The sequence below is a fragment of the Aureispira sp. CCB-QB1 genome (assembly GCF_000724545.1).
In the GTDB taxonomy this organism is placed as follows: domain Bacteria; phylum Bacteroidota; class Bacteroidia; order Chitinophagales; family Saprospiraceae; genus Aureispira.
Genome location: NZ_JHBV01000008.1, coordinates 108,172 through 133,996, shown reverse-complemented (window position 1 = coordinate 133,996; position 25,825 = coordinate 108,172). Strand labels below are relative to the sequence as shown.

General features: G+C 36.2%; 23 protein-coding genes. 3 read left to right on the top strand and 20 right to left on the bottom strand.

What is annotated here, in order from left to right; genetic code table 11:
• Positions 1-12: 12 nt before the first annotated feature.
• The 14 genes from CG11_RS03620 to gyrA form a co-directional block, all read right to left on the bottom strand.
• Entirely contained in the window at positions 13-507 is a 495-nt protein-coding gene (locus CG11_RS03620; RefSeq protein WP_052593231.1) for a hypothetical protein, read from the bottom strand.
• 50 nt (positions 508-557) lie between these two features.
• A complete protein-coding gene (locus tag CG11_RS03615) occupies positions 558-806 on the bottom strand; it encodes a hypothetical protein (RefSeq protein ID WP_052593229.1) in 249 nt (82 codons plus the stop codon).
• A gap of 24 nt (positions 807-830) precedes the next feature.
• Positions 831-2,765, bottom strand: a complete 1,935-nt coding sequence (locus CG11_RS03610) for a hypothetical protein (RefSeq protein ID WP_052593228.1) — start codon at positions 2,763-2,765, stop codon at positions 831-833.
• Positions 2,762-3,259, bottom strand: a complete 498-nt coding sequence (locus CG11_RS03605; protein WP_052593226.1) for an LEA type 2 family protein — start codon at positions 3,257-3,259, stop codon at positions 2,762-2,764. The genes CG11_RS03610 and CG11_RS03605 overlap by 4 nt, the downstream gene beginning before the upstream one ends.
• A 57-nt stretch (positions 3,260-3,316) precedes the next feature.
• Positions 3,317-3,493: a hypothetical protein gene (locus CG11_RS30080; protein WP_156039644.1), complete on the bottom strand. Its 177-nt coding sequence runs from the start codon at positions 3,491-3,493 to the stop codon at positions 3,317-3,319.
• A 239-nt stretch (positions 3,494-3,732) separates the two neighbouring features.
• Complete coding sequence (locus tag CG11_RS03600) at positions 3,733-3,972, bottom strand: hypothetical protein (RefSeq protein WP_052593224.1); 240 nt, start codon at positions 3,970-3,972, stop codon at positions 3,733-3,735.
• A gap of 22 nt (positions 3,973-3,994) precedes the next feature.
• Complete coding sequence (locus tag CG11_RS03595) at positions 3,995-4,969, bottom strand: hypothetical protein (RefSeq protein WP_052593222.1); 975 nt, start codon at positions 4,967-4,969, stop codon at positions 3,995-3,997.
• Between the two features lie 90 nt (positions 4,970-5,059).
• Positions 5,060-5,416, bottom strand: a complete 357-nt coding sequence (locus CG11_RS03590; RefSeq protein WP_052593220.1) for a hypothetical protein — start codon at positions 5,414-5,416, stop codon at positions 5,060-5,062.
• Positions 5,400-5,819, bottom strand: coding sequence for a hypothetical protein (locus CG11_RS03585; protein ID WP_052593218.1), 420 nt, complete (start codon positions 5,817-5,819; stop codon positions 5,400-5,402). Before CG11_RS03585 ends, CG11_RS03590 begins: the two co-directional genes overlap by 17 nt.
• A 2-nt stretch (positions 5,820-5,821) precedes the next feature.
• On the bottom strand, positions 5,822-7,345 hold the full coding sequence (locus CG11_RS03580) for a hypothetical protein (protein ID WP_052593216.1): 1,524 nt from the start codon (positions 7,343-7,345) through the stop codon (positions 5,822-5,824).
• 433 nt (positions 7,346-7,778) lie between these two features.
• Entirely contained in the window at positions 7,779-8,342 is a 564-nt protein-coding gene (locus CG11_RS03575) for a hypothetical protein (protein WP_052593214.1), read from the bottom strand.
• Positions 8,343-8,344: 2 nt separating this feature from the next.
• Positions 8,345-8,659, bottom strand: a complete 315-nt coding sequence (locus CG11_RS03570) for a hypothetical protein (protein WP_052593212.1) — start codon at positions 8,657-8,659, stop codon at positions 8,345-8,347.
• Between the two features lie 274 nt (positions 8,660-8,933).
• Complete coding sequence (locus CG11_RS03565) at positions 8,934-10,241, bottom strand: lipopolysaccharide assembly protein LapB (RefSeq protein ID WP_052593209.1); 1,308 nt, start codon at positions 10,239-10,241, stop codon at positions 8,934-8,936.
• Between the two features lie 503 nt (positions 10,242-10,744).
• Positions 10,745-13,357 carry a DNA gyrase subunit A gene (gyrA, locus tag CG11_RS03560; protein WP_052593207.1) on the bottom strand — a complete coding sequence of 871 codons (2,613 nt, stop codon included), beginning with the start codon at positions 13,355-13,357 and terminating at the stop codon, positions 10,745-10,747.
• A gap of 489 nt (positions 13,358-13,846) precedes the next feature.
• Between gyrA and CG11_RS03555 the strand changes: the two genes are divergently transcribed.
• A complete protein-coding gene (locus tag CG11_RS03555) occupies positions 13,847-14,650 on the top strand; it encodes a hypothetical protein (RefSeq protein ID WP_156039643.1) in 804 nt (267 codons plus the stop codon).
• Positions 14,647-15,516 (top strand): ChaN family lipoprotein, encoded by an 870-nt coding sequence (locus CG11_RS03550; RefSeq protein ID WP_052593204.1) that lies wholly within the window; start codon positions 14,647-14,649, stop codon positions 15,514-15,516. Before CG11_RS03555 ends, CG11_RS03550 begins: the two co-directional genes overlap by 4 nt.
• A 47-nt stretch (positions 15,517-15,563) precedes the next feature.
• Here the strand turns inward: CG11_RS03550 and CG11_RS03545 are convergent, their stop codons facing one another.
• The 5 genes from CG11_RS03545 to CG11_RS03525 all read right to left on the bottom strand — a co-directional run bounded on the left by CG11_RS03545 (position 15,564) and on the right by CG11_RS03525 (position 22,373).
• The gene (locus CG11_RS03545) at positions 15,564-16,706 is read right to left on the bottom strand and encodes a VWA domain-containing protein (protein ID WP_052593202.1); all 1,143 of its coding nucleotides are present in this window, start codon (positions 16,704-16,706) and stop codon (positions 15,564-15,566) included.
• Between the two features lie 132 nt (positions 16,707-16,838).
• A complete protein-coding gene (locus tag CG11_RS03540) occupies positions 16,839-17,801 on the bottom strand; it encodes a toxin-antitoxin system YwqK family antitoxin (RefSeq protein ID WP_052593200.1) in 963 nt (320 codons plus the stop codon).
• 161 nt (positions 17,802-17,962) lie between these two features.
• Entirely contained in the window at positions 17,963-20,797 is a 2,835-nt protein-coding gene (locus CG11_RS03535; RefSeq protein ID WP_052593198.1) for a gliding motility-associated C-terminal domain-containing protein, read from the bottom strand.
• 198 nt (positions 20,798-20,995) lie between these two features.
• Positions 20,996-21,391 carry an RNA-binding S4 domain-containing protein gene (locus CG11_RS03530; protein WP_052593196.1) on the bottom strand — a complete coding sequence of 132 codons (396 nt, stop codon included), beginning with the start codon at positions 21,389-21,391 and terminating at the stop codon, positions 20,996-20,998.
• Between the two features lie 208 nt (positions 21,392-21,599).
• Positions 21,600-22,373, bottom strand: a complete 774-nt coding sequence (locus CG11_RS03525; protein WP_052593194.1) for a Bax inhibitor-1/YccA family protein — start codon at positions 22,371-22,373, stop codon at positions 21,600-21,602.
• A 357-nt stretch (positions 22,374-22,730) separates the two neighbouring features.
• Between CG11_RS03525 and CG11_RS03520 the strand changes: the two genes are divergently transcribed.
• Positions 22,731-24,542, top strand: a complete 1,812-nt coding sequence (locus CG11_RS03520) for an ABC transporter ATP-binding protein (RefSeq protein WP_052593193.1) — start codon at positions 22,731-22,733, stop codon at positions 24,540-24,542.
• Positions 24,543-24,613: 71 nt separating this feature from the next.
• Here CG11_RS03520 and CG11_RS03515 read toward each other — a convergent pair whose 3' ends face one another.
• The gene (locus tag CG11_RS03515) at positions 24,614-25,750 is read right to left on the bottom strand and encodes a T9SS type A sorting domain-containing protein (RefSeq protein ID WP_052593191.1); all 1,137 of its coding nucleotides are present in this window, start codon (positions 25,748-25,750) and stop codon (positions 24,614-24,616) included.
• Between the last annotated feature and the right edge of the window lie 75 nt (positions 25,751-25,825).

Genomic DNA, 25,825 nt, shown 5'->3' with positions numbered 1-25,825 from the left:
GGTCAAAGAGGACTAATACTCAACTCTTACTTTACTTGTCTTTTGCTTTTGGGCGTTTTGGCTATTGTTGCTTAGCCCTAAATTCATTCTTGAGCTATCGGCTCTCCCAATATATTTGGGGCTTCCGTTTCGCTGTTGGTTTCCTGCAAGATATTGGGGATTCCCATTTCTTCTAATGCCTTTGATTCCTGCGGTTGGATATTGCCCTCTAATCAATTCTTTTACTCCATAGATAGCCATACCTATACCCGCACCTTTTGCCAACGGCTCATCAGGCATAAACCAGTTTAGAGCGACCCCTGCCAAAGCATAACCACCGTTTCGCATGGTGTCATTTTCTGCAATTGCTCCTGTTTTTTTAGTGCCGTCTTTCTCGTACACTAGCATATTGTCAATGTATGCAGTAGCTACATAACCACCTACTGCACCACCCATTAACATCATGTCTGCTTCATCCATGCCCTCGATGCCTACATCTTGGTACCCTGTGTTACATCCACAACTCATAATTTATATTTTTGGTTAATAATTAAATTTATAAATGCCCCTAGAAGGGTTTATTTTTTTCGTTTTCTGATTGGCGTGCAAGTGTCCGCTTTTCTCGCAACCTTTTCAGCTTCTCGGATAGTTTTGCCTTTTTTTACTGCATCATCCACATAATCTTGTTTTGCCTTTGCAACCGCTTTTTTGTTGGCTGCTGTTGGGTTTTTACAGTTTTTGGATACTGCCTTTTGTAACTTTTGGTATTTCGTTACTTTTCGTCTTGTACCCGATATTTTTTTTCGGGTTTTTCTTGCTTTTGCCATATTTATAGAGCGTTAATTTGTGAATTATTTTTTCTTTCTGTTGTTGTATGTATATAATCCAAGACCTGCGAGTACCCAAGGTAGTATAGAGCCTTTTTTCTTGGAATTGTTGTTCCCTCCACTAGAGCCACCACTACCACCGCCGCCGCTATTACTTCCACCACCAGAGCCGCCGCCGCTTGGAGCTAGAGGTGTAAAGTCGCTCATATTTGGTAATGTGCTTCCTGATTGCGGTTTGAATCCTGCCGTATTTTTTGAAGCATCATCTATCTTTGAAGCATCACTAATACCACCATTAGCGAATGCTATTACGGCTGGCAACACAGCCGACAAAAGAGAGGCAACCGCAGCAATTATAGTTGATATAGGTTCTCCAACATTGGGGTTATGTCTTTTTAGTAAGGCAGATAAGATTATTTCTGGTGACCTTCCACCATTGTCGAAAAGAATCCCATTTTCCGACATATCTTCAAAAACGGTTCTTGAGATAGTAGAAAAATTGACACAACTATCTATATATTGTTGTTGTAAAACCATTTTTGTTTGTACAATACTAGGGAAATTCCCTGGGGTAATTCCTGCAATTTGTGTTACATAAGGCACAAAATTGTAAAGCATACCAGTACCAACTGTACCATTAGGGCGGGTATTGTCAGCTCTGAATAGGTCATTAGCCCAATTGGACAAAACAGGCATTTTTTGTTTTAACTCTTCAATTAAAGCATCATAGACGCTACTGTTAGCAAAATTATATACAAAATTGTTATTTATTTTTGATGTTGCGTTGGGAAACTTGGTGACAAAATTGTTTAAAATATTTTCAAATTGAGACCAAGACTGCATATAACTCGTTCTAAATTTCGCTGTATTTCTGCCATAGAAAAAATAGTGATTTGAAGAACCTTGTGACAAATAGAATCTAGTGTTAGAATTACAATCAAAAGCAGCATCGCCCGAAAATTGATCGTAAACAAAAGGATCAACAGTTGTTCCCGTCCCCCCTTGTTGTCTCCACCATAGACTAGCCAAACAAACCAAACCTTGACGACCAACAAAACTACTTTCACTCCCTGCTTTGAGTTTCAAAAAGTCAAGTAATCGACCTCTAGCACCATGACCAACCGCAGAGCCATTGAGGGATAAGTAATGGTTAATTCTTGCTGCTACTCCTTGCAGTTCATCGGGAATAATACCGCCTACCTTGCCGTTTTTAATGCTATTTCTAACTAGTCCAATTCCTTTCTCTGTGGTCGCCTTTTGCTCGTCTTTCATCACCCCAATTATCTTGAGCTTACGAATTAACAATTCTGCGAGAGCTGCGCCTTCAGTAAGATTTCCAAAATTAATTGGCGGCTCTGGTTGCACATACTGTTTGCGTTGTTGGATTTCCTGGTAACGCTTTTGAGCAGCTTCTTGCGCTTGATAATATAAATCTTCTCCTATGGCTCTACTGATATTGTGGCCTTCAATGGTGGATATTTTAGTCATAAAATCTAGTTCTTTAAAAAAAGGAGCTTCTTTGTTGAAATAATCGTAAACGCTATCTATTGGGATTTTTTGACCGTTTAGAATAGCAATACTATAAACATGGGTATAATCGCCTTTATCAAACTTTACAAACCGTGTGATATAATCTATACCTAAGCATTTAAGCACTTGATTTATAAAGAGGGTTTTGCTTTTACAATCTCCTTTCCTTACTTTCCAAAGAGCGGCAGGAAATTTTATATCTTGAGTGCCAAAGGCATCCGTTTTGTATTTGATTTGGTGCTTTGTGAATTTCCAAAGCTTTTTTAAACCTGCTTTAGTTGGTTCAAATTGTTTAGCAAATTCACAAAAACGAGTATCGTTTTTTTTATCTGCTAACAAGATTACATCTATAATATCTTGAGTAGCTCCGTTGTGATGGTGAAGCTCTCTAACATAATTAGACGGAGGAATAGTACTAGTATCTATCATATAATTTTTATTGTCGTTTCAATGGGAATTTTGACTTGACCGAAGAAAGAGCCACCCAAAACAAACAAATCTCCCTTGAGATAAATTTTGTCTAGTACAGCACCGAAACCGCCATTTTGAGCAGATAAAAACACCCCTTGCACCGTGCTTGAAATATTGACATCAAAAAATAAATTTATCGCAATGCTTTCACCTGAAATCAATGTAAATTCATCAGGGATCAGTATATCCCCCAAGGGAACAGAGCCATACGCCACAGCTCCAAGAAACTTATCTATTTTGATACTAAATTCGTTTTCATTCAATATGAACACGGGTAGTTTTATTTCAACAATACCACTACCAATTCTAGCCAAACTTACAGTCGCCCGCCCTAGCGTATAGGTAATGTTTTCAATCGTTCTATTTAGACCGTATTCAATAGCTCCCTTTGCTAGTGTTACGCCACCAGCGAGAGCCAAACCTCCAATTAATATATCCTTTGCTTTTGCCATAGTTGTAAAATAAGACAGCAACTATTGAGAGTTCTCAATAGTTGCTGTTTGGTGAAATTATGGGGCGACAGTACCCGTAAACGTCATAATACTATAAACGTCGTCTAGTTTTACCGTTGTCACGGAAGCAATATCATTAACAACACCGCCAAACACTTCGTTTAAATCAATTTCTAGGGGGTTCTCAGAATCTCCTATATCTGCATTTTTAACTTTGATACTAAAACATAGCATAGCTTTTATTTTTGGTTTTAAAATCGAATAAAGACTATAAATAAAAACTATACATCTGAGAAAAACAAGCCGAATTTTTGAGATTGCGAGATAAGGGAAAGATAAGGGAAAGATAAAGGCACGATAAAGGAAAGCAAGCAAAACTTTAACATTTAGCCGTCAATTATGGAGCATTTTTGAGGCATTTTTGAAGCAAATAAGACTCTATTATGAGTAGAGTATATTAATAAAAAGAGGGACTATTGCCCCTCTTTTATCTTTTCTACGTTCAGTAAATCATTTAAAAACTCTGTTATAATTCTTGATTGGTGGAGATTGAATACTCTTATTTTTTTAAATTCATCCAAAGACTTAAAACCAAGCTCTTTTATAATTTCCTTGGTTAGCACCTTTTTGTAAACCATTTTCATAGATGAATAGCCAAGCCGATGAACTATATCTTTTTTCTTAATCAAGAATGGTTCGGATTCTTTCTTCATAACTTTACAGTTTTAGGATTTTCTAATTTAGTGCTTCTAGCTCTGCTTGGGTTATAGTTGAAGTAGGGAGTGCATCTATCAAATATTTGCCTTTGGCTCTATCTATTGATTTAGGCTCTGGGTTCTCCTGGATAAACTCGACTACACTAAGAATGTAGCACTTCGACTCAAGCCAGTTTTTACCTTTTGGAAAAGAGAAGTAATCTAAGAGTTTGAGTTCCTCTAATTTTTCCCAATATTTATTTAAGGCTTCTTTTCCTTCTCTTATTTTAGGTTGGTTGTTTAAGTTATATTGCCTTTTTGCTGCTTCTTTACGGTCAAAATAAGTATCGTTTCGTTCTCCTATATTCCGAGGCAATACAATTACTTCTCTGCTTTTATTTCGATAGTGGCTTAGTACTTTTTTAAAGTACGCAGCTTCTTTGTCAGAAGTACAGGCAATCGCATCTTTTTTGAAAGAATAATTACAAGCTAGAGTAAACTGAAATCTTAGCTTTGAAATCTCTTCACAATGCTTTACATACTGTTTCTTTATTTTTGCGTTATTTAGAATAACATAAAGAGCATATAAAAGGAAAATAATGGCTAGTGTACATTTTAGCTCAAAGTTATTGATAAACAAGAATATAGGTAGTACACTTTTTAAAGTTTTCGTACTTTTAGTGTTCATTTCCCGTTTTTTTGCGTTCATTTCTGAAAGCAATCCTTTGTATCTGTACACTGTTGTTCTACTGTAACCAGTTTTCTTACTTATTTGGGTGGGGGTTAATCCTTGTAAAAGAAACCTCTTAACTATTAGCACCTTTTCTTCATCAGAGCCTGTTGCTTTTACCTTGATAAGCTCTTGTTCGTCTAGTTCGACTATTGTAGAAGCATCTACTATATACCACGTATTTTCTTCCTCTTTAGACGGTATCGCTTTTATAATTTTAGTTTCACCAACTAGGAATGTTCCTTTTTTAGTCCTCTTTATTTTATTTTCTGCTGCCTTTTGCATAGTTTTGCTTTTAGTATTAATTAATCTTTTTCCGAAAGGGTTAATTTCGGTCTAGCTTTCTTTCACGGGGGGCTAGGCTTTTTTTTTGTCTTATGCCATTTTCTCAAGTAATCTTTGTGAGAAAATCCATGTGTAAGCCTCTTTGTGATCCCCTAATAGTTTTGTATGATAATATTCTAATACGCTGCTCAAAGCGTAGTATTCCGAACCGTTTAATTTTAGTGTATAGTTCTTTTTGTCTTTTTTATCTAGTATTTTTTTGAGTACAGACATTAGGGCATAATAGACACACTTTTCATTATGAGGGATATTTGAATTAGATAGCTCCCAGTAGTTGTGCGTAAACCTTAATATCAGTTTGGCAAGCTCTAAAGAATCGCTTGCACTTATTTTCATAGAGAATTTAAACTCTACTATTTTTTGTTCTAGCTTATAGAAATTTTCCATCCTGGTACGTTCTAATTACTTTGTTATCCAAATAGGCTATAACCTTCAATACATCATCATTACAATAGTTGGGCATATCTTGAATAGAAGCACCGTAAACAGGCTTAAAACGGTGTTGCCCTGTTCTGTTTTTGTATTCCTGTGTAGGTACTAAATAAAGGTTAATTCTACTTTTATTGAGCTGTTGTTTGTATTGCTCGAGGTCGAGCTTTAAAACTCCTGTGCTGTTGTGGTAATAGTGCAGCTTTTCGCCATTGTGGTAGATAATAGCATATTCCCAAGCACCAAGATTTTTTTTAAGGTTTCTCTCAAATTTTGTGATACTTCCCTCTAGGGTAGATATTCCACGAAGAGAAGCTTCTCCTTCTGCGTTGTAGTATTTCGTCCTTAGTAATGTTCCCATGATTAAGCAGTTTTTGTATTTTGGTATGTGGATCCATGCGCCTTATTTTTGGCGGCTGCTCTCAAGCGTTCCTTTTCTTCTTGAGATAAAGAACTGAATAGGGGAGCAAATTTTGTTTTTATCAAAACATTGAGGGCCTTCTTGTTCGATTCGGTGAGAATCGTATTTTGATTTATTTTCGTTTGGAGCTTTCCACAGGCTTGTAAACTTTCAGTATAAGCTAGGGCTATGCTTTGGCTTTGATAAGCTAAATCAAGGATGTAAGTGTATATTTTGCCAACCATTCCAACTATTGTACAATAGGCTGAATAAGATTTGTGTTTGATAAAAAAGTTATCATTAATCTTGCGCCAATCGCTGATAGAATAATTCAAAGCATACTCAAAATTACTTGAGGTGAACAATTGTACTGGGTCGTTATTGTGCCGTTTGATCTTGCAAAGGTATCCTTTGCTTATGGCGTTCTTTTCTTGCTTCTGAATGGCAAAGCTCATTATTTCAATGGCTGCTCTGTATGGGGTTGGTAGTTTTTCCCGATACTTTCGCAGCATCCACTCTTTACGAGTAGAATTTTTATACTTCTCTCTAGCCGTGTAAGTTTTGACCTTTTCAGAATTGTAAGCTTCAACCGCTTCAATAGTTTGTTTGATTCTGTCCTCGATGGCCTGGAGAGATCCTTTTTCAATTACATCTGTGAACACTCGACCGTCAAACAATCTAGCACGGCAAAGCTCTAGTAATTGATGGGTATTAAATTCCTTTTTGCTGTCAAATTGGCGGGGCGAAATTTTGTTTTTTTGAGATAATCTGCGTCCTAGTTCCTTATTTATTCTTGTCTTAGACTCACTCTCGGCGATAGCCGAAGCCTTTTGATTATTCACATTAGTAGGTTTATCTATTATTGTTTTATTAAGCTTTCTTTTTAAATAGAAAGGGTTTACCCTATATTGCTGAAAAGAATTGTTTAAATACGTTTTTAGGCGGTCAAAAGCAGAGTTGAAAACAAGTACTTTGGGATTGAAAAAATATTGTACTTTTCCTCTTCCTTTTGGGTTCAAGTCGGAGGGTAAAGGGTTCTCTAATTCGCCATTTTTTGCCCTTCTAAGGTTGTAATTTCTTTTTTCTATCAAAACCCCTGCTTCCATTAATCTTTTGAGCTGATTGCCTATTGTTTCGGGTTTTAATTCTGCTGATATGTGTTTTCCTCCTTTATTGATTTTGGATATAAGAGTTTTCCTATAAATGAAAACAAATATCTTCTCGTCCAAGATTGATTGTACAAATAGTTCTGGTTGTTTTTTTCTGACATCCTCCATTGTGGGCCCTACACAATCTAAAATAGCGTGCAGCACATCGTATGTACTTGATACAATCCCGCCTCTTTCGTGTCCTTTCTGATTATTCCATTTTTGTTGGAATAAATCAAGCATACCAGAAGCAACTTTAACACTCTCTTTCTTGTTTAGCATCTGAAAAAAGCCTATATTTGAGGCATGAGAAAGCCTTTCTATAAAATTGTCTTTCATTTTTATAGTTCGTTTAATCTTATAATAATGATTGCTTTAGCCGTCAATCATTTTAATCTATCTGTTTAAAATCCGAATATATTTAAAGCTGCTCGGTCAGCTTACAGCAATCTGCTGTCCTTGTAATAGGGTAGGAATCGAACCTACTTTAAAAGCCTTTCTTTACTATTTAGTGTACGATTCAAGTACACTTTTTTTATTTCTGCACTTTTCCTTTCTTTTTTATTCTTTCCAATTGAAATCATATAATTAGTTATTTTACAATGACTTATATTTTTTACCTGGTTCAGCTCGAGCTTCGGGATCTGTCCAGGAGCTGAGCGCCCTCAGTCAAATTTCCTGTACTATTCAAAAGTGGGGCGGTATCGCTGTGTCTAGGGAAATTATTACCAAAAAAAACGCTAGACAACCGCCCCACAGTAAACCCCTGTTTTTATAAGAATCCTAGATTCTCTAGTTTTTGGTGCATTAATGAATTGGCTCGGATCATAGCAGGAGCTTTAACTTCTACTAAGATTAATTTGTCTTTTGCTATTTCCTTGAGATTTACAGCTTGGTAAACAACTCTATCATGCTCTTTACCAGGAGCAGGAAAACGCCCTAATTCATAGCGGATACTATCTTGCTCGATAAAGCGAGGTAAGCGGTTAAATAAATCATTAAAAAATGCCTCAACTTGAATGTATAGGGGAGTGCCTGCTTCGTGTATGCTCTCAATAATTTGCTCAAATAGACCGCCTTCATTTGTGAATGATAGTATTAGATCATTTGCGCCTTCTTTTACTGCTACAATGATTTTCTCTATACCGTCTTGGTTTACCAACTTTGCGGATTTTACTTTCAAGTTTGCAGGAAGAAAGTCTGGTTTAACTTCTATTGCTTTCATTTTGTTGTTATTTGATTTTTTAATTAGTTTTTGGTTCCTTGGAAATGGATGTAAATAGAATAATATAAATTCCAATGGTGCTAGTCCTTTTGGTATTCTTGCTTTTTCCATTATCAAACTATCTTTAGATTCTTGTCAATTCGGTATTCATTTACTTTCTTAAAGGTGTATCTAGTATTGCCGTTGGTCGCTGTCAAATCGTATTCAATGATCTTTCTGACAGACATATAAGCGAGGCTCAATTTATTATCATCGTCTTTACCTAAATGGTATTTTCTGTCTCGTTTAGGGCTTCTGCCAACCCTTAAAAATTGTCTTGTATAAACAGCCATTTCGGGACTCATAGCCGCAAGTTTTAACTTTTGGAGTTTCCATTCTTTAGGATTCTCTCCAGGAATCCCAACTAAAAAATCATAATACTTTATCATCCCTTTAATTCATAGATTAAATGTTTGACAAGTTTTAGAGCTTCGGCTCCTGTGGCTGTGCCAAAAACTGTTGGTATACGTGTTCTTTTTCTGTCGTTCATTTTTTGCCTATAATTTATATTATGTTAAATAGAAGTTTCGTTTTTTGCACCCAATATCCCCTTTTTCCTTGTTTTCTAATAAAAAGACTGCCCGCAAGACGAGAAGAGTACAATAAAAAAAGCAAACTTGGAGAGTCCAAGTTTGCTTTCAGAAATTGAAAAGATTTTCAATTTTATTTTTTCAATTTTTCAACTTTTGCTTTGTATTTAAGGTAATTAGCTTCATCATCTTTGCGGCTATAAACTTCCTTTAGAGCTATAGCAACACCCAAATCATCTGGGTTAATCTCTTCAGCAGTTTGCAAATGTGCTAAGCCTAAATCCAACAACTCATTATAACGAGCTTGATATTCTTTAAATTTAGGGTCCTTCATATTTGTAATTTCGTTCATTGCTTTTGCGAATGAATTTGAGTAATTTACATGAAGTGCTCCTAAGCTATAAGAAGAGTTAAAATGCTTAGGGTCTATTTCTGCTGCTTTTTTATACCAAGAGACAGCTTTGTCAAAGAAATCTTTCGCCATTTCAGCGTCTCCAGCCTCCAATTTTTCTCTAAAAATGCCATCATAAACGTTCCCAAGCACGAAATGCAGCTCAACATTCTCTTTGTCACCTTCAACTGCTTGCTTCAACTTCCCTTCCAATTCTTGTAGTTTTCCTTCAGACAAAGCGATATTGATTTCAGCAATCAGTAAGCTTTGATTGGTAGGATACTCTTTTCTAGCTTTAGACAAAACTTCTTTAGCTTTCTTGTTATCTCCTGCTTTTTGCCAAGCTCCTGCCAACATGCTGTAAGTAGTAGGAATTAATTTTTCGTCAATTTTTTTACCTTCAAGAAGTGGCAATAACAAAAATTCTGCTTCTTTAGGTTTGCCTAGTTGAATAGCAGACATTCCTCCTAACCTAGCAGCTTCTTTTTCCATATCAATTTTGCTAGCAGTAACTAAGCTTACAGGCTTTTTAGCTAATCCCTTAGCAGTTTTAGGGCGAATTGTTAGAATTCCTGTAAAAGATTCGTAAGCCAATTGATAATCTTCTGCGTTATAAGCATCTGCTCCACCGTTGTACAAAGCACGGCACGCCCCTTCAAAACCTGATTGAAAATCTGATTTTCCAGGAATTTTAGAAATATCTTTACCTTTAGTTTTTAGCTTTTCTGCTTCAAGATCCCAAGCTTTTGAAAAAGATTCTAATGCTAGAACACCAGCATTTTTGTTGTCCGCCTTTAATTTGGCGTTAAAAGCAATACGATTATAGATTTTTCCTCTGTATCTCCACACTTTAGGATCACCAGCCGTTGTTTCGTGTGCTGCTGCATAATCAATATCTTCTTTCGCCTTTTTCAACTCCTCTATTTTTGTTGGGTCTGTATCATACATTTCCAAACTCATCGAAGCATTTACCATTGACGTTCTGGGATTCTGAGCATTAATAGTTGTGGCACTTGCTATTGCTAGAAAGCCTAAGAAAAATTTCTTCATTATCATATTTTATTTTTATCTAGAAAATAATTTTTATGGCTCTTTTACTTTTGCCATTATATTCTAATGCAAAAATAGGAAAATACCTTGCCATTTTTTTTTTCAATTCATTTTTTTTAACACTTCCCCCCTATTTTGTTCTTTTACTAAAAAAATAAATCAACTCGTTTAAGCTGACAGCAACTCATAAGTATTTAATTATCAATTATATAGACTGAAATTTTGTTAATATTATCTTAAAACACAAACCACATTAACAAATAAAAGAGAAGAGTACCAAAACAACTGTAAAAAACTGCGATTAAAGCTTTTTTAGGTGAAATTACAAAACCAAGTACACCCGTCGCAAATGCATTCACCTACAAGTAATCAAATTCTATAGATGCGGTAAAATCGCACTTTGGCGTATGTCATCTATCAACAAATGATAGATATTGAAAATAAAAAGCAGCTTGAAAAAATCAAGCTGCCCATAGAATTTATTTTACATCGGTATTGCAAAATTAAACTTCTTCCGAGTTGTCATTTTTTGAAGAGTCACTTGCATTCTCATCTGTAGAATTTTCGTTTAACTCTGTTCCTTCTTCATTTTCCTCATCTTCTTGCTCCAATTGCCCATCTATAATCAATCCTACATCAGCGATTGCATCCTTTCTTAAGTCAATTAATTTGACCCCTTGAGTTGCTCTACCAGTAGTTGGAACATTCTTCACAGCCAAGCGAATAGTAATTCCCGATTTATTGATAATTACCATATCGTCGTTATCGGTGGTTGCTTTTATGGCAATCAAGTTACCTGTTTTAGCAGTAACATTAATTGTTTTAACACCTTTTCCTCCTCGAGTCTGTGGGCGATACTCGTCTAAAACCGTACGTTTACCAATACCATTCTCAGAAACTACTAAGATTGTTTTTTCACCATCTTCAGCTACGCAAACCATCCCAACTACAACATTATCCTTGAATGTACCTAATTTAATACCTTTCACCCCCGTAGCTGTACGCCCCATTTCTCGAACGTCTTGCTCGTGGAATCGAATCGCTTTACCTTCTCGAGTTGCTAGAATAATGTGATTGGTACCATCAGTCAATTTAACCTCAATCAATTCATCATCTTCACGGATCGTCAAAGCATTTACACCATTGGTTCTAGGTCTAGAATAAGCCGTAACGTCCGTTTTTTTAACAATACCTTTCTTCGTTGCAAAGATAAGATTATGAGATTTTAAGAACTCTTCATCTTTCAAATCTTTGATAGGGATGTACGCTTTAATTTTATCATTTGGCTGCAGCTGAAGCAAATTCTGAATTGCTCTACCTTTAGATGCTTTTGCCCCTTTAGGAATTTCAAAGACTCTTAACCAGTGACATCGTCCTTGTGAGGTAAATAACAATAAATAATTATGCGTATCTGTTACAAAAATATGCTCTATAAAATCTTTATCCCTTGTTTTGGCAGCGTTAGCGCCAACTCCACCTCGGCTTTGAGTTCTATATTCAGTTACAGGAGTGCGCTTAATATATCCTAAATGAGAAATTGTTACCACAACTTGCTCATTCTCGATCATATCCTCTATGGAAATTTCGCCTTCGGCATAAGTAATATCCGTGCGGCGAGCATCTCCATATTTATCATTGATTTCCGTCAGTTCTTCTCTGATAATATCATATCGGCGAGGCTCTCTCTCTATAATATCTGTTAAGTCGGCAATTTGAACAATTAATTCGTCAAATTCACCAACCAATTTATCTCTCTCTAGACCTGTTAAACGTTGTAAACGCATATCCAAAATCGCCTTAGCTTGTTCTTCCGAGAGTTTATTCCCTTTTAAAGGATGTTGTCCCAAGAAACTATCCAAAGCATCACCTTTAGGCGTGAAATCGAAAGCCATCAATCCCTCTTTAGCTTCGTCTGCATTCTTAGATGCTCGAATCAGGCTAATAATTTCATCTAAACGATCCAATGCTGCCAAAAGCCCTTGTAAAATATGCGCTCTTTTTTCTGCTTTCTCTTTATCAAATTTAGCACGTCTAAGAATTACTTCTAAGCGAAACTTGACAAATTCTCTAATGATGTCCTTCAAGTTTAGCAATTCTGGGCGACCATCTACCAAACAAATATTATTAACACCATAAGAAGTTTGCAAAGGACTATATTTAAACAACTTACTTAAGACTACATTTGGACTAACATCACGTTTAAGCTCAATAACGATGCGCATTCCTTTTCGATCCGATTCGTCCCTCAGATCAGAAATTCCTTCTATCTTTTTCGAGTTGACCAATTCAGCAATTTTGATGATCAAATTAGCTTTGTTAACTTGAAATGGAATTTCGGTAACAATAATCCGTTCCTTTCCAGTTTTGGTTATCTCTATTTCTGTTTTTGCACGAACGACTACACGACCACGACCAGTTGCCAAGGCTTGATGTACCCCATCAGTACCATAAATTGTCCCTCCTGTAGGGAAATCAGGTCCCTTTACATGTTCAATCAATTCTTCAATAGTAATATCTTGATTATCAACATAAGCAAGGATACCATTAACAACTTCTGTCAGATTATGGGGCAACATATTAGTAGCCATCCCCACGGCAATCCCAGAGGCACCATTGACCAATAGGTTAGGAATCTTAGTTGGTAATACAGTAGGCTCCTTGATCGTATCATCAAAGTTATCTTGAAAATCTACGGTATTTTTACCTAAGTCAGCGAGTAAATCATTACTAATTCGCTCTAGTTTTGCTTCCGTATAACGCATAGCAGCAGGGCTATCACCATCAATAGAACCAAAGTTCCCCTGCCCATTAACTAAAGGATAACGCAAAGACCATGGTTGCGCCATTCTTACCATTGTATCATAAACTGACGAGTCCCCATGTGGGTGGTATTTACCCAAGACCTCCCCGACGATACGAGCTGATTTTTTATGTCCTTTAGAATAGGTTAAGCCTAGTTGAGACATTCCATACAGCACCCTGCGATGAACAGGCTTTAAACCATCTCTAACATCAGGCAATGCTCTAGAAACAATCACCGACATTGAATAATCAATGTATGCGGATTTCATTTCCTCTTCAATATTAATTGGTATTATTTTTTGGGTTGAATCCATACTTTTTTTTGTTTATTTTTTTTGGTACCCCATTCACGATGGGTCTAATTGAAATCAACCTTGCAAAGGTACAAAAACGAGTAGTATTTTCCTAATAAAAAAAAGAAATAAATAACACCTAAAAACTTGGAAAACATCTATTTATATATTTTTTAATAACAAACATGTAAAACTTGTTCTTTCGCTTCATTTTTATGCTTTTTTAGCTCGTCAAAAGCCCCAACAGTGAGCAATTCGCAGATGAAGCAAAATAAACGTTTAAACCATTTATATATCACCTCAAAAACAAGAATTAGGAGCTCCCTTGAGTTTACAAAAATAGAAGAATTCGAATCCTGCAACTTTATAAACTAGACCGTTCTATGCAATATTATTTTTAATTAAATATTAATACCACAAAAAAGGAACCTAGAATTTAACAAAAATCCCTATCTTTCTATAAGCCCCTTTGGCAAGCCTTACCAAGGCTACTCATCTTAATTTGGCACTATGATGTATCTTATTATACTTATCCTATCGCTCAATTCTACAATAGCAACAGCCCAGTTAGATGGAATTGACAACGGCAAAACATTTCAAGCTAAATTTGATCTGCGAGTACGAGGAGGGATATCAATTCCTCTAGGCAAATATCGTCTACTAACCAATATTAGTGATGATCGCTCCGCAGCAGACATCGGAGGACACGTAGAATTGTTAGGTAGTTTTACACCAATGCCATCTTCTCCATGGAGAATCGGCTTGACATTCGGGTACATGCACCACAGCTTTCAGTCTGAAGCATCCCGATTGCATTTTTCTCTTTTCAAGTTGGAAGGAAGTCCTTGGAACTCTCTGTACAGCTTGATTGGCATTCATTTTTCCAGTAAAAAAAAGCTCTATTATAGTATAGGAGCAAGTGTAGGGATACTAGGATATTCTGGAGGAAATATTACTAGTGCAGATATAATACTAGATACATTAGAGGTATTGACTTGGTCTTACGGAATAGATCCCGTGGGGGCTGTGCAAGCGAGTTTCTCTGTCGGTTATCATTTTACACCTAAATTTAGTATGTTTGCTAATGCTGCTATTTTATATGCCGCAGGTTTAAGAAAAGGGGACTTACTGGAAGAACGATTTGCCTTAAACGGTCAAAACATGGTGCAGCAACCTGTTTTGGAACAAAAGAGTTCCGTTGCCCAAAACCAAACTACCATTTTTACATTGAATATTGGAATTGGTTGTCGGTACAAATTTTATGAAGCCCCCGAAGAATTTAATTACAAATTTAATCTAGAAGAAAATCAATGATCACAATTACTCGAATTTTATGTTTACTCTTAGCTTTGTCAACAACTACTTTTGCACAACCTAAGGCGTACAATCTATTTAATAATAAAGGAAAAGAAGTTGCTTATTCTAAAATGATAAAAGACTTAGAACAAGCTGATATTGTTTTTTTCGGAGAGCTGCACAACAATCCTATTTGTCACTGGTTACAATTAGAAGTTACCAGAGATTTATATGCAAAAGAAATTCAAAACCTTGTCTTGGGGGCTGAGATGTTTGAAACAGATAACCAACTACTCCTAAACGAGTACATAGAAAATTTCATTTCTGAAAAAAGCTTTGAAAAAGAAGCGCGACTATGGTCCAATTACCAAACAGATTACAAGGGGCTCGTTTCCTTTGCCAAAGAGAACAGTTTAAGCTTTATTGCTACAAACGTTCCTAGACGTTATGCATCTGCTGTGTTCAGAAATGGCTTGGAACATCTAGAAAAATTGCCTGAATACTCCAAAGTTTTTATTGCTCCCTTACCCATAAAAGAAGACTATGACTTGTCTTGTTACAAAAGCATGTTAGAAATGAACATGCATGGAATGACTGAGAACCCTAAATATTACCCACAAGCGCAGATGATTAAGGACGCAACTATGGCGCATTTCATTTATGGCAATTGGAGTGAGGGGGAGTTGTTTTTACATTTTAATGGTAACTTTCATTCTGATAACAAAGAAGGTATCGTCTGGTACTTACGCCAATTAAAACCAGATTTAAAAATTGTTGTTATTAGTACGGTAGAGCAAGAACGAATAGATAAATTAAATCAAGACCATATCAACAAAGCCGATTATATTTTAGCAGTTCCAGAACGCATGACAAAAACGTATTAGGCAATCATTTGAAGCTCTAGGATGTATTTCTAGAGCTTCAAATTTTATTAGCGTTTTACAATATCATTTTTTGCCATCCAAAGATACATGTCTTCCTTTTTGAGTGCAGCAGCCATCATACTTGGAAACAAATCAGGCGTACAAGCAAAAACAGGAATATTTAAGTTGGCATAACGAGCGGCTACTTGCTTATCGTAGATAGGTGCCCCTTCATCACTCAAAGCCAATAGCGAGATAAAGTTCACGCCTTTTTTTTGTATCTTTTTAGCTTGTTGGAGCATTTTTTCCTCATTTCCACCTTCGTACAAATCTGAAATTAAAATTAGAATAGTATCTTCTGGATTCCGAACCAAAGTCTCCACATAATTCAACGCTTTGTGAATATCTGTTCCCCCACCCAGTTGCGTACCAAACAATAAATCTACAGGATCATCCATATCTTTGGTTAAATCAGCTACAGCAGTATCAAAAACAACCATATGAGTTTTTATAGCTGGCAAAGAAGCCAAAACAGCAGCAAAAATACTAGAATAAACAACAGAACTAGCCATAGAACCACTTTGATCAATACACAAAATAATTTCTTTTAATGCCTGCCCTTTTTTCCCATAACCAATCAATTGATGTGGGATAATAGTTTTATATTCTGTTTGATAATGTTTTAAATTGGCACGAATGGTTTTGCCCCAGTTTATTTCTTTAAATTTAGGTCTTCTATTACGAACAGCTTGGTTTAAGGCTCCTTTAATAGCTTCTAATAATGGATATTCTAAGCGTTTTTTTAAATCCTCTACAACTTTTCGAACAACCAAACGAGCAGTTTCTTTAGTTTTGCTAGGAATAACGCTATTCAGAGATAAGAGTGTCCCTACTAGATGCACATCGGCATCAACACTTTCTAGCATTTCTGGTTCTAGCAACATTTGTTTTAGCCCTAAATTTTCAAGGGCATCTTTTTGCATTACTTGAACAACTTGAGACGGGAAATATTTTCGTATATCCCCCAGCCAACGATTAACTTTTGGTGCAGAATTTCCTAGACCGCCTTTTTGTCCAGATTCGTACAACGCATCTAAAGCTGCGTCTATTTCCATCCCTTCTGCACTCAAAGCAATTTGATCTTCCTCCTCTGCTTTTTTGCCCAACACTAGCCTCCAGCGTTGCGAACGATTAAAACGAACATCTTCCATTAGGTATATTCTTAATTAAGCTAATGAGTAATTATTGATACAATTTTCATCGCGATAAAACTCCAAACTAAAAAAGGAGCGCATCGCACTCCTTGCATCTTATTTATCAAAATTATATTTGCTTTCAACCTTCTAAGGCATTTCTACCGTCAGTAATTGACCACTAGAGTATTTCTCAGACTTAGTAACAGTACCGTCTTTGTACCAGTATGTCCAATACCCTTGACGGGTTTGGGACCATTGGTGGATACTTAAGGATTGTGGCATATCTGATTTTCCTTGCATTTTAAGTTGACCATTGGACCAGTAGCTTTTGATTAAAATCTTCTTTTCGTCCGTCAATTCTATAATTTCCCATAACAACTTTCCTTCTTTGTCCCATTCTCTATACTCCCCACTCATGACATTATTTATAGAAAAAAATTCTCGTTGCTTATTTCCGTTGGAGTACCAAGAACGATAAGAGCCATGCACTCTGGTATTTTTCATCATGACATCCTCTTCTTTTTGCCCATTTTCATACCAACGTTTTACTCGCCCATATTGTTGACCATTTTTATATGGAATTGCAGATTTTTTCTCTCCACTTTCGTACCATTCAATCTCCATTGAACGACCGTTTCCCTCATGAATTGTCTCATATTTTAACCAACCATCTTTTGCCCAAACTTTTTTATTCCCCATTGGTTTGCAATCGACGTACTCTGCTTCCTCCATTTTTTCTCCTGTCTTGTACCACTTTACTAACAATCCTTTGGGGCAACCATCTTCGTAAGAAGCAGTGCCCTTTTTCTTTCCATTACTATAATAAAAGGTCCACTTGCCATTACGAACAGAAGATTTGTCATCTATAGCCGAATTTCGACCTTTTCGAATAACATCAATTGATTTTCCGGCTTCTTTTCCGTTATAATTGCCTTCCGCTTCTAGATTGCCGTTTTTGTAATAATATTTCCAAACCCCTGTTTTAAACTTTGCCGAAGTGTATGCTCCTTCTGCCTTAGTTCGTCCATCGTCATAGAGTTCTTTTTTTACATCTTGAGCTAGCAATTGGAAAAAAAATAAACTGCAAAAAAATGTTGTAAGTACTTTCATTATATAAGGGAATTTGCTTTTGAATCATTTGTTGGGACTATCAAAGTAAAACAAATTTAACATTTTTTTGAAGAAAAGGAAATAAGATTTTTTTTTTACTTCACTCCTTATCATCATTTTATCAAAAAAATAATTAGAAATCCTTTCCGTGCTTATCGAATCTAATTTGCAGACCGAATAATATGAATATATCCTTTAAATGGCTTTATAGCCTCACAGGACATACAATTTTGTTCCACATTACAAGTATAAAAATAAACACCTTCTGGCAAATCCTGTCCCGTATTCTGATCTTTTCCATCCCAATTGATGGCAGGGTCGTTGGTTTCAAACACCACTTGTCCCCAACGATTCGTCACTTGAAATTCTACGCTTCGGACATAACGATAAATCAAACAAGGTTTAAAAAAGTCATTAGAACCATCTCCATTGGGGGTAAACGTATTTGGTAAATCGTAAAATGGGCAGTTGTCTGTTCGGATAACATTACTTGGATCACTTTCATTTCCGCCTCCATTTACTTCTACAGAATCAACAGATGTAATATAATAGCAACCAGCTAGATTCGTGGGAGAAGGAACATGTTGAAAAGAGGTGTCTGTCAACCCTTGAGACTCATAAACCAGTGTATAATTCCCATCACAGTAAGGAGCAAAATAAACTTTAAATTTTGCGACATCACTAGCACAAGGATCTGGGTTATTCGACCAAGTAATTTCATTATACAAGAAATCTGGGTTTGTTATATTTCCTTGGCAGGGTTGTCTATCTGGGTTATTTGAATCGTCTTGTAGTTTGTTACAACTAGAAATAGCAACAATTGCTGAAGGATCAGGCGGACATGGTGCAATGGTATCTAAAGGTACACCACAAGCTTTTTGTGATTTATTAAATAAAGAATCTGGTGTTGTATTGGTATTATAAGAACCAATGCTCATCACTCGATAACAATATTCTTCTCCATTCGTTAACCCCGTGTGCCGATATGCTGGGACTGTTACAGTATCTAATGCTATATAAGTATTTGAACCAAGAGGAGACTCTTGATAAACCACATAAGCTGTGTTTTGCCAAGGAACCATCTCTGTCCATGAAAGGTTATTTTGTTGATTAGTAGATGCAACCTCTAGATAAATAGAAGATGCATTTTTCGTTGTCCCAATGGTGTCTGTTCCTGCAAAGAACATCACATGATAACTGTAAGGCTTGTCTAATGTATTTAAGCCTGTTGCGGTAAAGAAAGTGTCATTTGCTAAGTAAAATGCACTATAAGAAGGGGACGAATAAATTGGAGTTGTTCCAAAATTATTTCCTGCCATATCATCCGATTGATACAATTCATAACGGTATGGTGGTACATTGAATAACGTATCTAACTCCTCGGCTATTGGTTTTGTCCAACGCACAAAAATTTCTCCTGCTGTCGGACTAGTACTTTCTACATCGACATTAATAATTGTGGGCAAGTCTTCCCTTGTTTCGATACAAATTTCATCTGATGTTTTGCCTGAAACTGGACTATGGTAATTCGTGACCACACCATTATAATAAATTGGAGTTGCAAATTCCCCTAAGATTCGATAACTATAAGATGTTCCACTTTGTATTGTATTATCAATATAGGTATAACTTCCCCCTGCAGCTCCTGTAACAAAGCCACTATTAATTTGTGTATATCCTTGCCCTCCTAAGCCTATTTGGCAAGAATCGGGTACAAAGTTATCACATCCCGTTTTACGCCATACCGTAAAGCCAAAGAAATTAACTGAATTTTCACAAATATAAGGAGCGTCCCAAGTCAGAGCAGCTTGATTAGTAGTTACGGTAGCTTGCAAGTTTTGGGGAGGGGGAGCTATTATTCTAATTTGAACCACTTTAAACGTAGCCAAAGAAGCGTTGGTACTTCCTTGCATATAATCATCCTTTGCTTTAAAAACAATTTGCCAAGGTTGTTGTTGAATATGCTCGCAAGCTGTTTGCCAACGAAAAGTACTTGTTAAAGGGAAAGCGGCTGGAGCAGTTCCTGAAACATTGGTAAACGTTGCTGGCGACACAATAGAAGGAGACAAAGCTCCACCTGTTGCGGTTAACGTTACAGTTTGAGGAGGCAGGTCTATATCCCAAGCTTTGACATCAAACTCTATCAGTTTTCCCGCTTCTACACAGATATCAGCAATCACTTCCAATTCTGGCGGTCGATTGACCGCTGATTCTATTTTTATTTGAATATCTCGAACGATTCCTCCTAGATATTGCCCATTCCTATACGACTTGACTAGTATCGCAATATTATATTCTCCTGCTTGTTGTGGAGCATTCCAAGTAAACAACCCCGTGGTTACATCAAAAGAAAATTGATTATTTGCACCAGGAGAAATATCCGTCACCAATTGATATCCAGGCACAGCAACACCCCTATCTTGCATTGGGGTAATTAATTCGTAAGCAATGCTATCCCCATCTGGATCAAATCCGTTAGGTGTATGCTGAAATACTTGCCCAACAACACCAAAATCTACAGGTTTCTCTAAAAGAATGGGAGAGCTATTGTAACCAAAAAAAGAGGGGTTAAACAAAAACACCTCCGTTTGTAGGTAAAACTGCACGTTAACAGATGCCCCTCCATTTATATTAAGGATATTGTCATTTCGATTGGGGTCTTGCATAGAAATAACATATGGTTGCCCAGGAATAGGGTTTGCACCAGGGTAAGAATGTCTTCCGATATAAACATTCTCCTGTATGTCATTAAAAATGGAAACAAAGCTCGTTCGCAAAATTTCTTCTTCTGGACTTCCATCCCCCCAATTAACAGTTAATCGATCTCGGTCTGCTTGAATACTTTGACCACTTGTTTTAGTATATGTTGTAATTGTTAATTCTATGGTGTTTTGACCTATTTGTCGGTAGGTCATTTCTCCTGATCGATTGTGCGTTGCCCATAATGAAAGCGGTAGGGCAATGATTAAAAGTAATAAGCTAAACTGTTTCTTCATGGTAAATATCCCGTTGGTGATTGTCTATTCAAGATAGCTCTGAAATGTAGACTCTGACTAAAAGTTGCTGCAAAAATCGCCCCAAACTAACGATTTTTAAAGATTGATTGGGGCTTTTGCTATAGTATAGTAAACTAATTTTAGCATAAGTTAGTTGGGTAAAACCCCTTAAATTTCAGAAGAAGAACTAAAAATAGGTTATTTATTCTTAAACTTATCCATTTCTCTTCGCTCTCGCTTAGTTGGGCGACCAGCTCCTTTTTGCCTTACCTCTGCGCTTCCTTTGTGAAACAAATACCAATCTTTAAATTTGTTAAGCTCTTCCTCTGGAGTTAGGTTTTCGTAACAAGGCTCTGCTAAAGTTGCAGATACTCTCTTCTCCAATAAATCAACTACTTTATAGGTCATATTATAGCCTTCTTTTTTTACTTGTAGCGTCATGCCTCTTTCTATTGAACTAGAAGGCTTCAATGCCACTCCGTCAATCATTACCTTGTTACTCTTACAAGCATTAGTAGCTAAAGTACGACTTTTAAAAATTCGCACTGCCCATAGCCACTTATCTACTCGTACCTTTTCTAATTTAGATGCCATTTTTTATTATTCAATTTGTATAAGTGCTCTCTAATATTTAAAGAACAATCTTATAGATTGCCTATTACGAGTACTTATTAACTATATTTTTCTAAATAATTATTAAAAAACATAAACTTTTTACACAGATAGCCTTCTGATAATAAAAAAATAAACCTGCTAGAATAGTTGTATACTAGCAGGTTTATAAAAGAGATTAAGATTTTAATTAGTCGCTACTATTGGCAGCAATAACTGCTAATAGACGTAGAATTTCGATATAAATCCATACTAAAGTAATTAAAAGTCCTAATGCAGAAACCCACTCCATGTACTTTGGAGCACCCATTTGAGCACCTCTTTCAATGTTGTCAAAATCAAGAATCAAGTTCAGTGAAGCAATTCCAATGATGAACAAACTAATTCCAATTCCAATAGCTCCACCTTCGTGTAGATAAGGAATAGTAATGCCAAACATTCTCAATACCATACTCAACAGATAAATCATCATGATAGCACCTGTTGCTGTGGTAATAATGGCACGGAATTTTTGAGTTGCTTTAATCAAACCTGTTTTGTAGGCAACCAACATAGATCCCAAACACAGCGCTGTTAACAAAACAGCATTTAGCACGATTGAGGGATCAATCATTTCTGCAAAAAGGTATGAAATTGTTCCTACAAAAACTCCCTCGACAACAGCATATAATGGTGCCGTAATTGGAGCTAATGTTGGCTTCATAAAAGAAGCTAAAGATAATCCCAAGCCAACAAACATAGTTCCGTAGAACAAAGGCATGGAAAAGGGCACATAGATGGCTGAAACCATTGCTGTAATAATTAAGATACCTGTTAGTATCAAAGATTTATTTACAGCGCCTTGTACCGTCATCAGCCCATTAGAAGAACTCTTAGTAATTCCCAAATCTTGTTGTGCGCTTTTAGCAAAGGCTTGTTCGCCAACAAAGGGGTTAGAAGAGGACATAAAACGATTCTTTGACATGTTTTTTTGTTTTTTATTTGAATAAAGGGTTTGTAACGTTTTTATTATTTTTATATTAATACGCTAATATAATAAAAAATCTACCAAAATAGTTTCCTCCTAGGTTCATTTTTAACAAAAAAATAAGCTCGTCCACAAGCAGTCAATTCAGTTAGAGCTTTTTAGCTACCTTTTGGTATTTTTGACTTTGTTAAGGTTTTGTTTTGATAGAAATTACACTATATTTAAGGCTAGCAAATTCGTGGATTAAATCCACTACATCTACATGACACTAATTATAGACAAACGAAACTTATTGAATAATTGTTTCAGAAGAACGGGTATTAAAAAGCATTTTTTAGCAAGATTTTGAAAAGCATGGGAAATAAAGACCGAAAGGTATTGTTAGAGGTACGGAACTTAAAAACTTATTTCAAGACAGATGATGGGGTTGCAAAAGCAGTTGACGATGTAAGTTTTACCATTTATAGAGGAGAAACTGTGGGAATTGTAGGGGAATCTGGTTCTGGAAAATCAGTTACTTGCTTATCGATCATGCGCTTGATTGCTAGCCCCCCTGGGTACATTGCAGGAGGTGAAATTTTGTACCATCGAACCGATGGCACGGTGGTAGATTTGGTGCAAGCTAGCAAAAGAAAAATGCGCTATTTTAGGGGAAATGAAATCTCTATGATTTTCCAAGAGCCAATGACTTCATTAAACCCTGTCTACACTTGTGGAAACCAAGTAACCGAAACGATTTTACTACACCAAGACACAACAAAAACTAAGGCAAAAGAGTTAACGCTAGAGCTTTTTAAGAAAGTAAAATTACCGAACCCTACCCGTATTTTTGATGCCTATCCACACCAATTATCAGGAGGGCAAAAACAACGCGTTATGATCGCAATGGCTTTGTCTTGCAATCCTAATATTTTGGTTGCTGACGAGCCTACTACCGCTTTAGATGTTACCGTACAAAAGGCAATTTTGGAATTGATGGATGACTTGAGGAAAGAAATTGAAGCATCCATTATTTTTATCACGCACGACTTAGGGGTTATTGCTGAAATCGCTGATCGAGTCATTGTTATGTACAAAGGGCATATCGTTGAAGAAGGAAACGTTCTTGATATTTTCCAAGCCCCCAAACATCCATATACCAAAAGTTTGCTTGCTTGCCGCCCCCCTCTAAAATTTAGAATGAAACAGTTGCCTGTTGTCAGTGATTTTATGACCGTGAGTTATAATGAAAACGAAGAACGAATTATCGAAGCAAAAGATGTTTCGGTAAAAGAAGTCGTAGATCAATTTAAAATTACCTCTTCTGTTACAGAACAGCGACTAGATGCCTTGAAAAAAAACACACCGATATTAGAAGTGAAAGGTCTAAAAACCTACTTCCCCACAGCAAAAAACTTCTGGGGCAAAACAACTCACTGGGTCAAGGCTGTTAACGACGTTAGTTTCAAAGTTTATCCTGGCGAAACATTAGGCTTAGTTGGGGAATCTGGTTGTGGCAAAACAACTTTAGGGCGAACGATTCTTCGTTTAACCGAGGCAACGGAAGGACAAGTATTGTTTGAGGGGAAAGACATTCTGACAATGACACCCAAAGAGCTAAAAAAGATTCGAAAAGATGTCCAAATAATTTTCCAAGACCCCTACTCTTCTCTCAATCCTAGAATGACCATTGGCAATGCTATTATGGAACCCATGCAAGTCCATGGAATATTAGAAAATGATGAAGCAAGAAAGGCAAAAGTTATCGAATTACTTGAAACGGTTAGTTTGGAGGGCAAACATTTTAATCGTTATCCTCATGAGTTTTCGGGAGGGCAACGACAACGAATTTGTGTAGCACGTGCCTTAGCCTTAGAACCTCGTTTTATCATCTGTGATGAGTCGGTATCCGCCTTAGATGTTTCCGTTCAAGCCCAAGTCCTTAATTTGCTATTGGAGTTGAGACATAAATTTAATTTTACGTATATCTTTATTTCCCACGACCTCTCCGTTGTAAAATTCATGAGCGACCGTATGATTGTTATGAATAAAGGAAAGATAGAAGAAATGAATACAGCGGATAACATCTATTCAAATCCAGAAAAAGAGTATACACAAAAATTAATTGCTGCTATTCCAAAAGGAGAACTAGAAGATATCAAACAACGTATGTCCTATCCGAAATAAATGAAAAAAGAAAGCGGCTAATTTTATGATTTAAAAATTAGTCGCTCGCTTTCTCTATCTTTTATACTTTATTATTCTTTGACTACTTTTAGCACTCTAGTTTCATTGGCTGTTTTCACAGCAACAAAATAAATCCCTGTTGGCTCAGGCAACTCTGTCGTAGTAGTTACAGCATTTTCTATTGTTTTGTCTAAAACAACTTGCCCTCTTAAATCTGTTACTTGGATTTGAACATGCTCATATAACTGACCAAATTCTAATCTGATATTTTGGGAGGTTGGATTGGGATAAGCTCTGATGTTAACACCATTGTTAATTGTTGTTGTACTGTTGTATAGGCTACAGTCTGTGCTGAAGGTAGCTATAGCATCTATATTTAACCAATTATTTGCGGAATAGGTGGAATCGTCTACTTCGATGCATTGTAAGTTTGGGTTGTTCGCCGCATTAAAATCCGCCATATTTGAATTATTTCCATTTTTTATATTCAAGCTGCTTAGTTGGTTATTATCCCCCTTAAAAAATCCCAAATTGACATTATTGCTCAAATCCATGCTACTTATTTGGTTATTCTGACAGTGTAAGGCCGTCAAAGCAGTATTACTGCTCAAAACTAAACTACCTAGTTGATTGTGGTTGCAGCGCAATTGTGTCAAGTTAGTATTATTACTTAGATCTAAATTACTTATTTGATTGTAATGACAATATAAACGAGTTAAATTAGCATTATTACTCACATCTAAACTACTTATTTGGTTGCTCTGACAATATAATTGCGTTAAATTAGTATTGTTACTCACGTCTAAACTGCTTATTTGGTTATTGTGAAAATATAATTGCATCAAATTAGCATTGTTACTCACATCTAAACTGCTTAACGAGTTATTATAACATTGTAAATGGGTCAAATTAGTATTGTTACTCACATCTAAATTGCTTAGCGAGTTATTATAACAATTTAATTGAGACAAATTAATAAAACTCTCAATACCTGTCATATCACTGATACTTTGGTTAGAACAATTTATAGTTCCTGTAAAAGCCGCAGCCTCCGAAACTTGAATTTCACTATCTCCATTGGTATTAATAGACGAGTTTCCGACCAAATAGGCCTTAAAATTAGCATCAGGAATGTTTACATTTTGAGCCATTGTTGTTCCTGCATAGAAAACACAGCCAATAGCAACGATTGTAGTTAATATTTTCATTTAAAAATTCTTTATGAGGTTATAAAATTATTCCCACAAAGGTAATCTCTATTTTATAATTAAAAAAGTACGCTT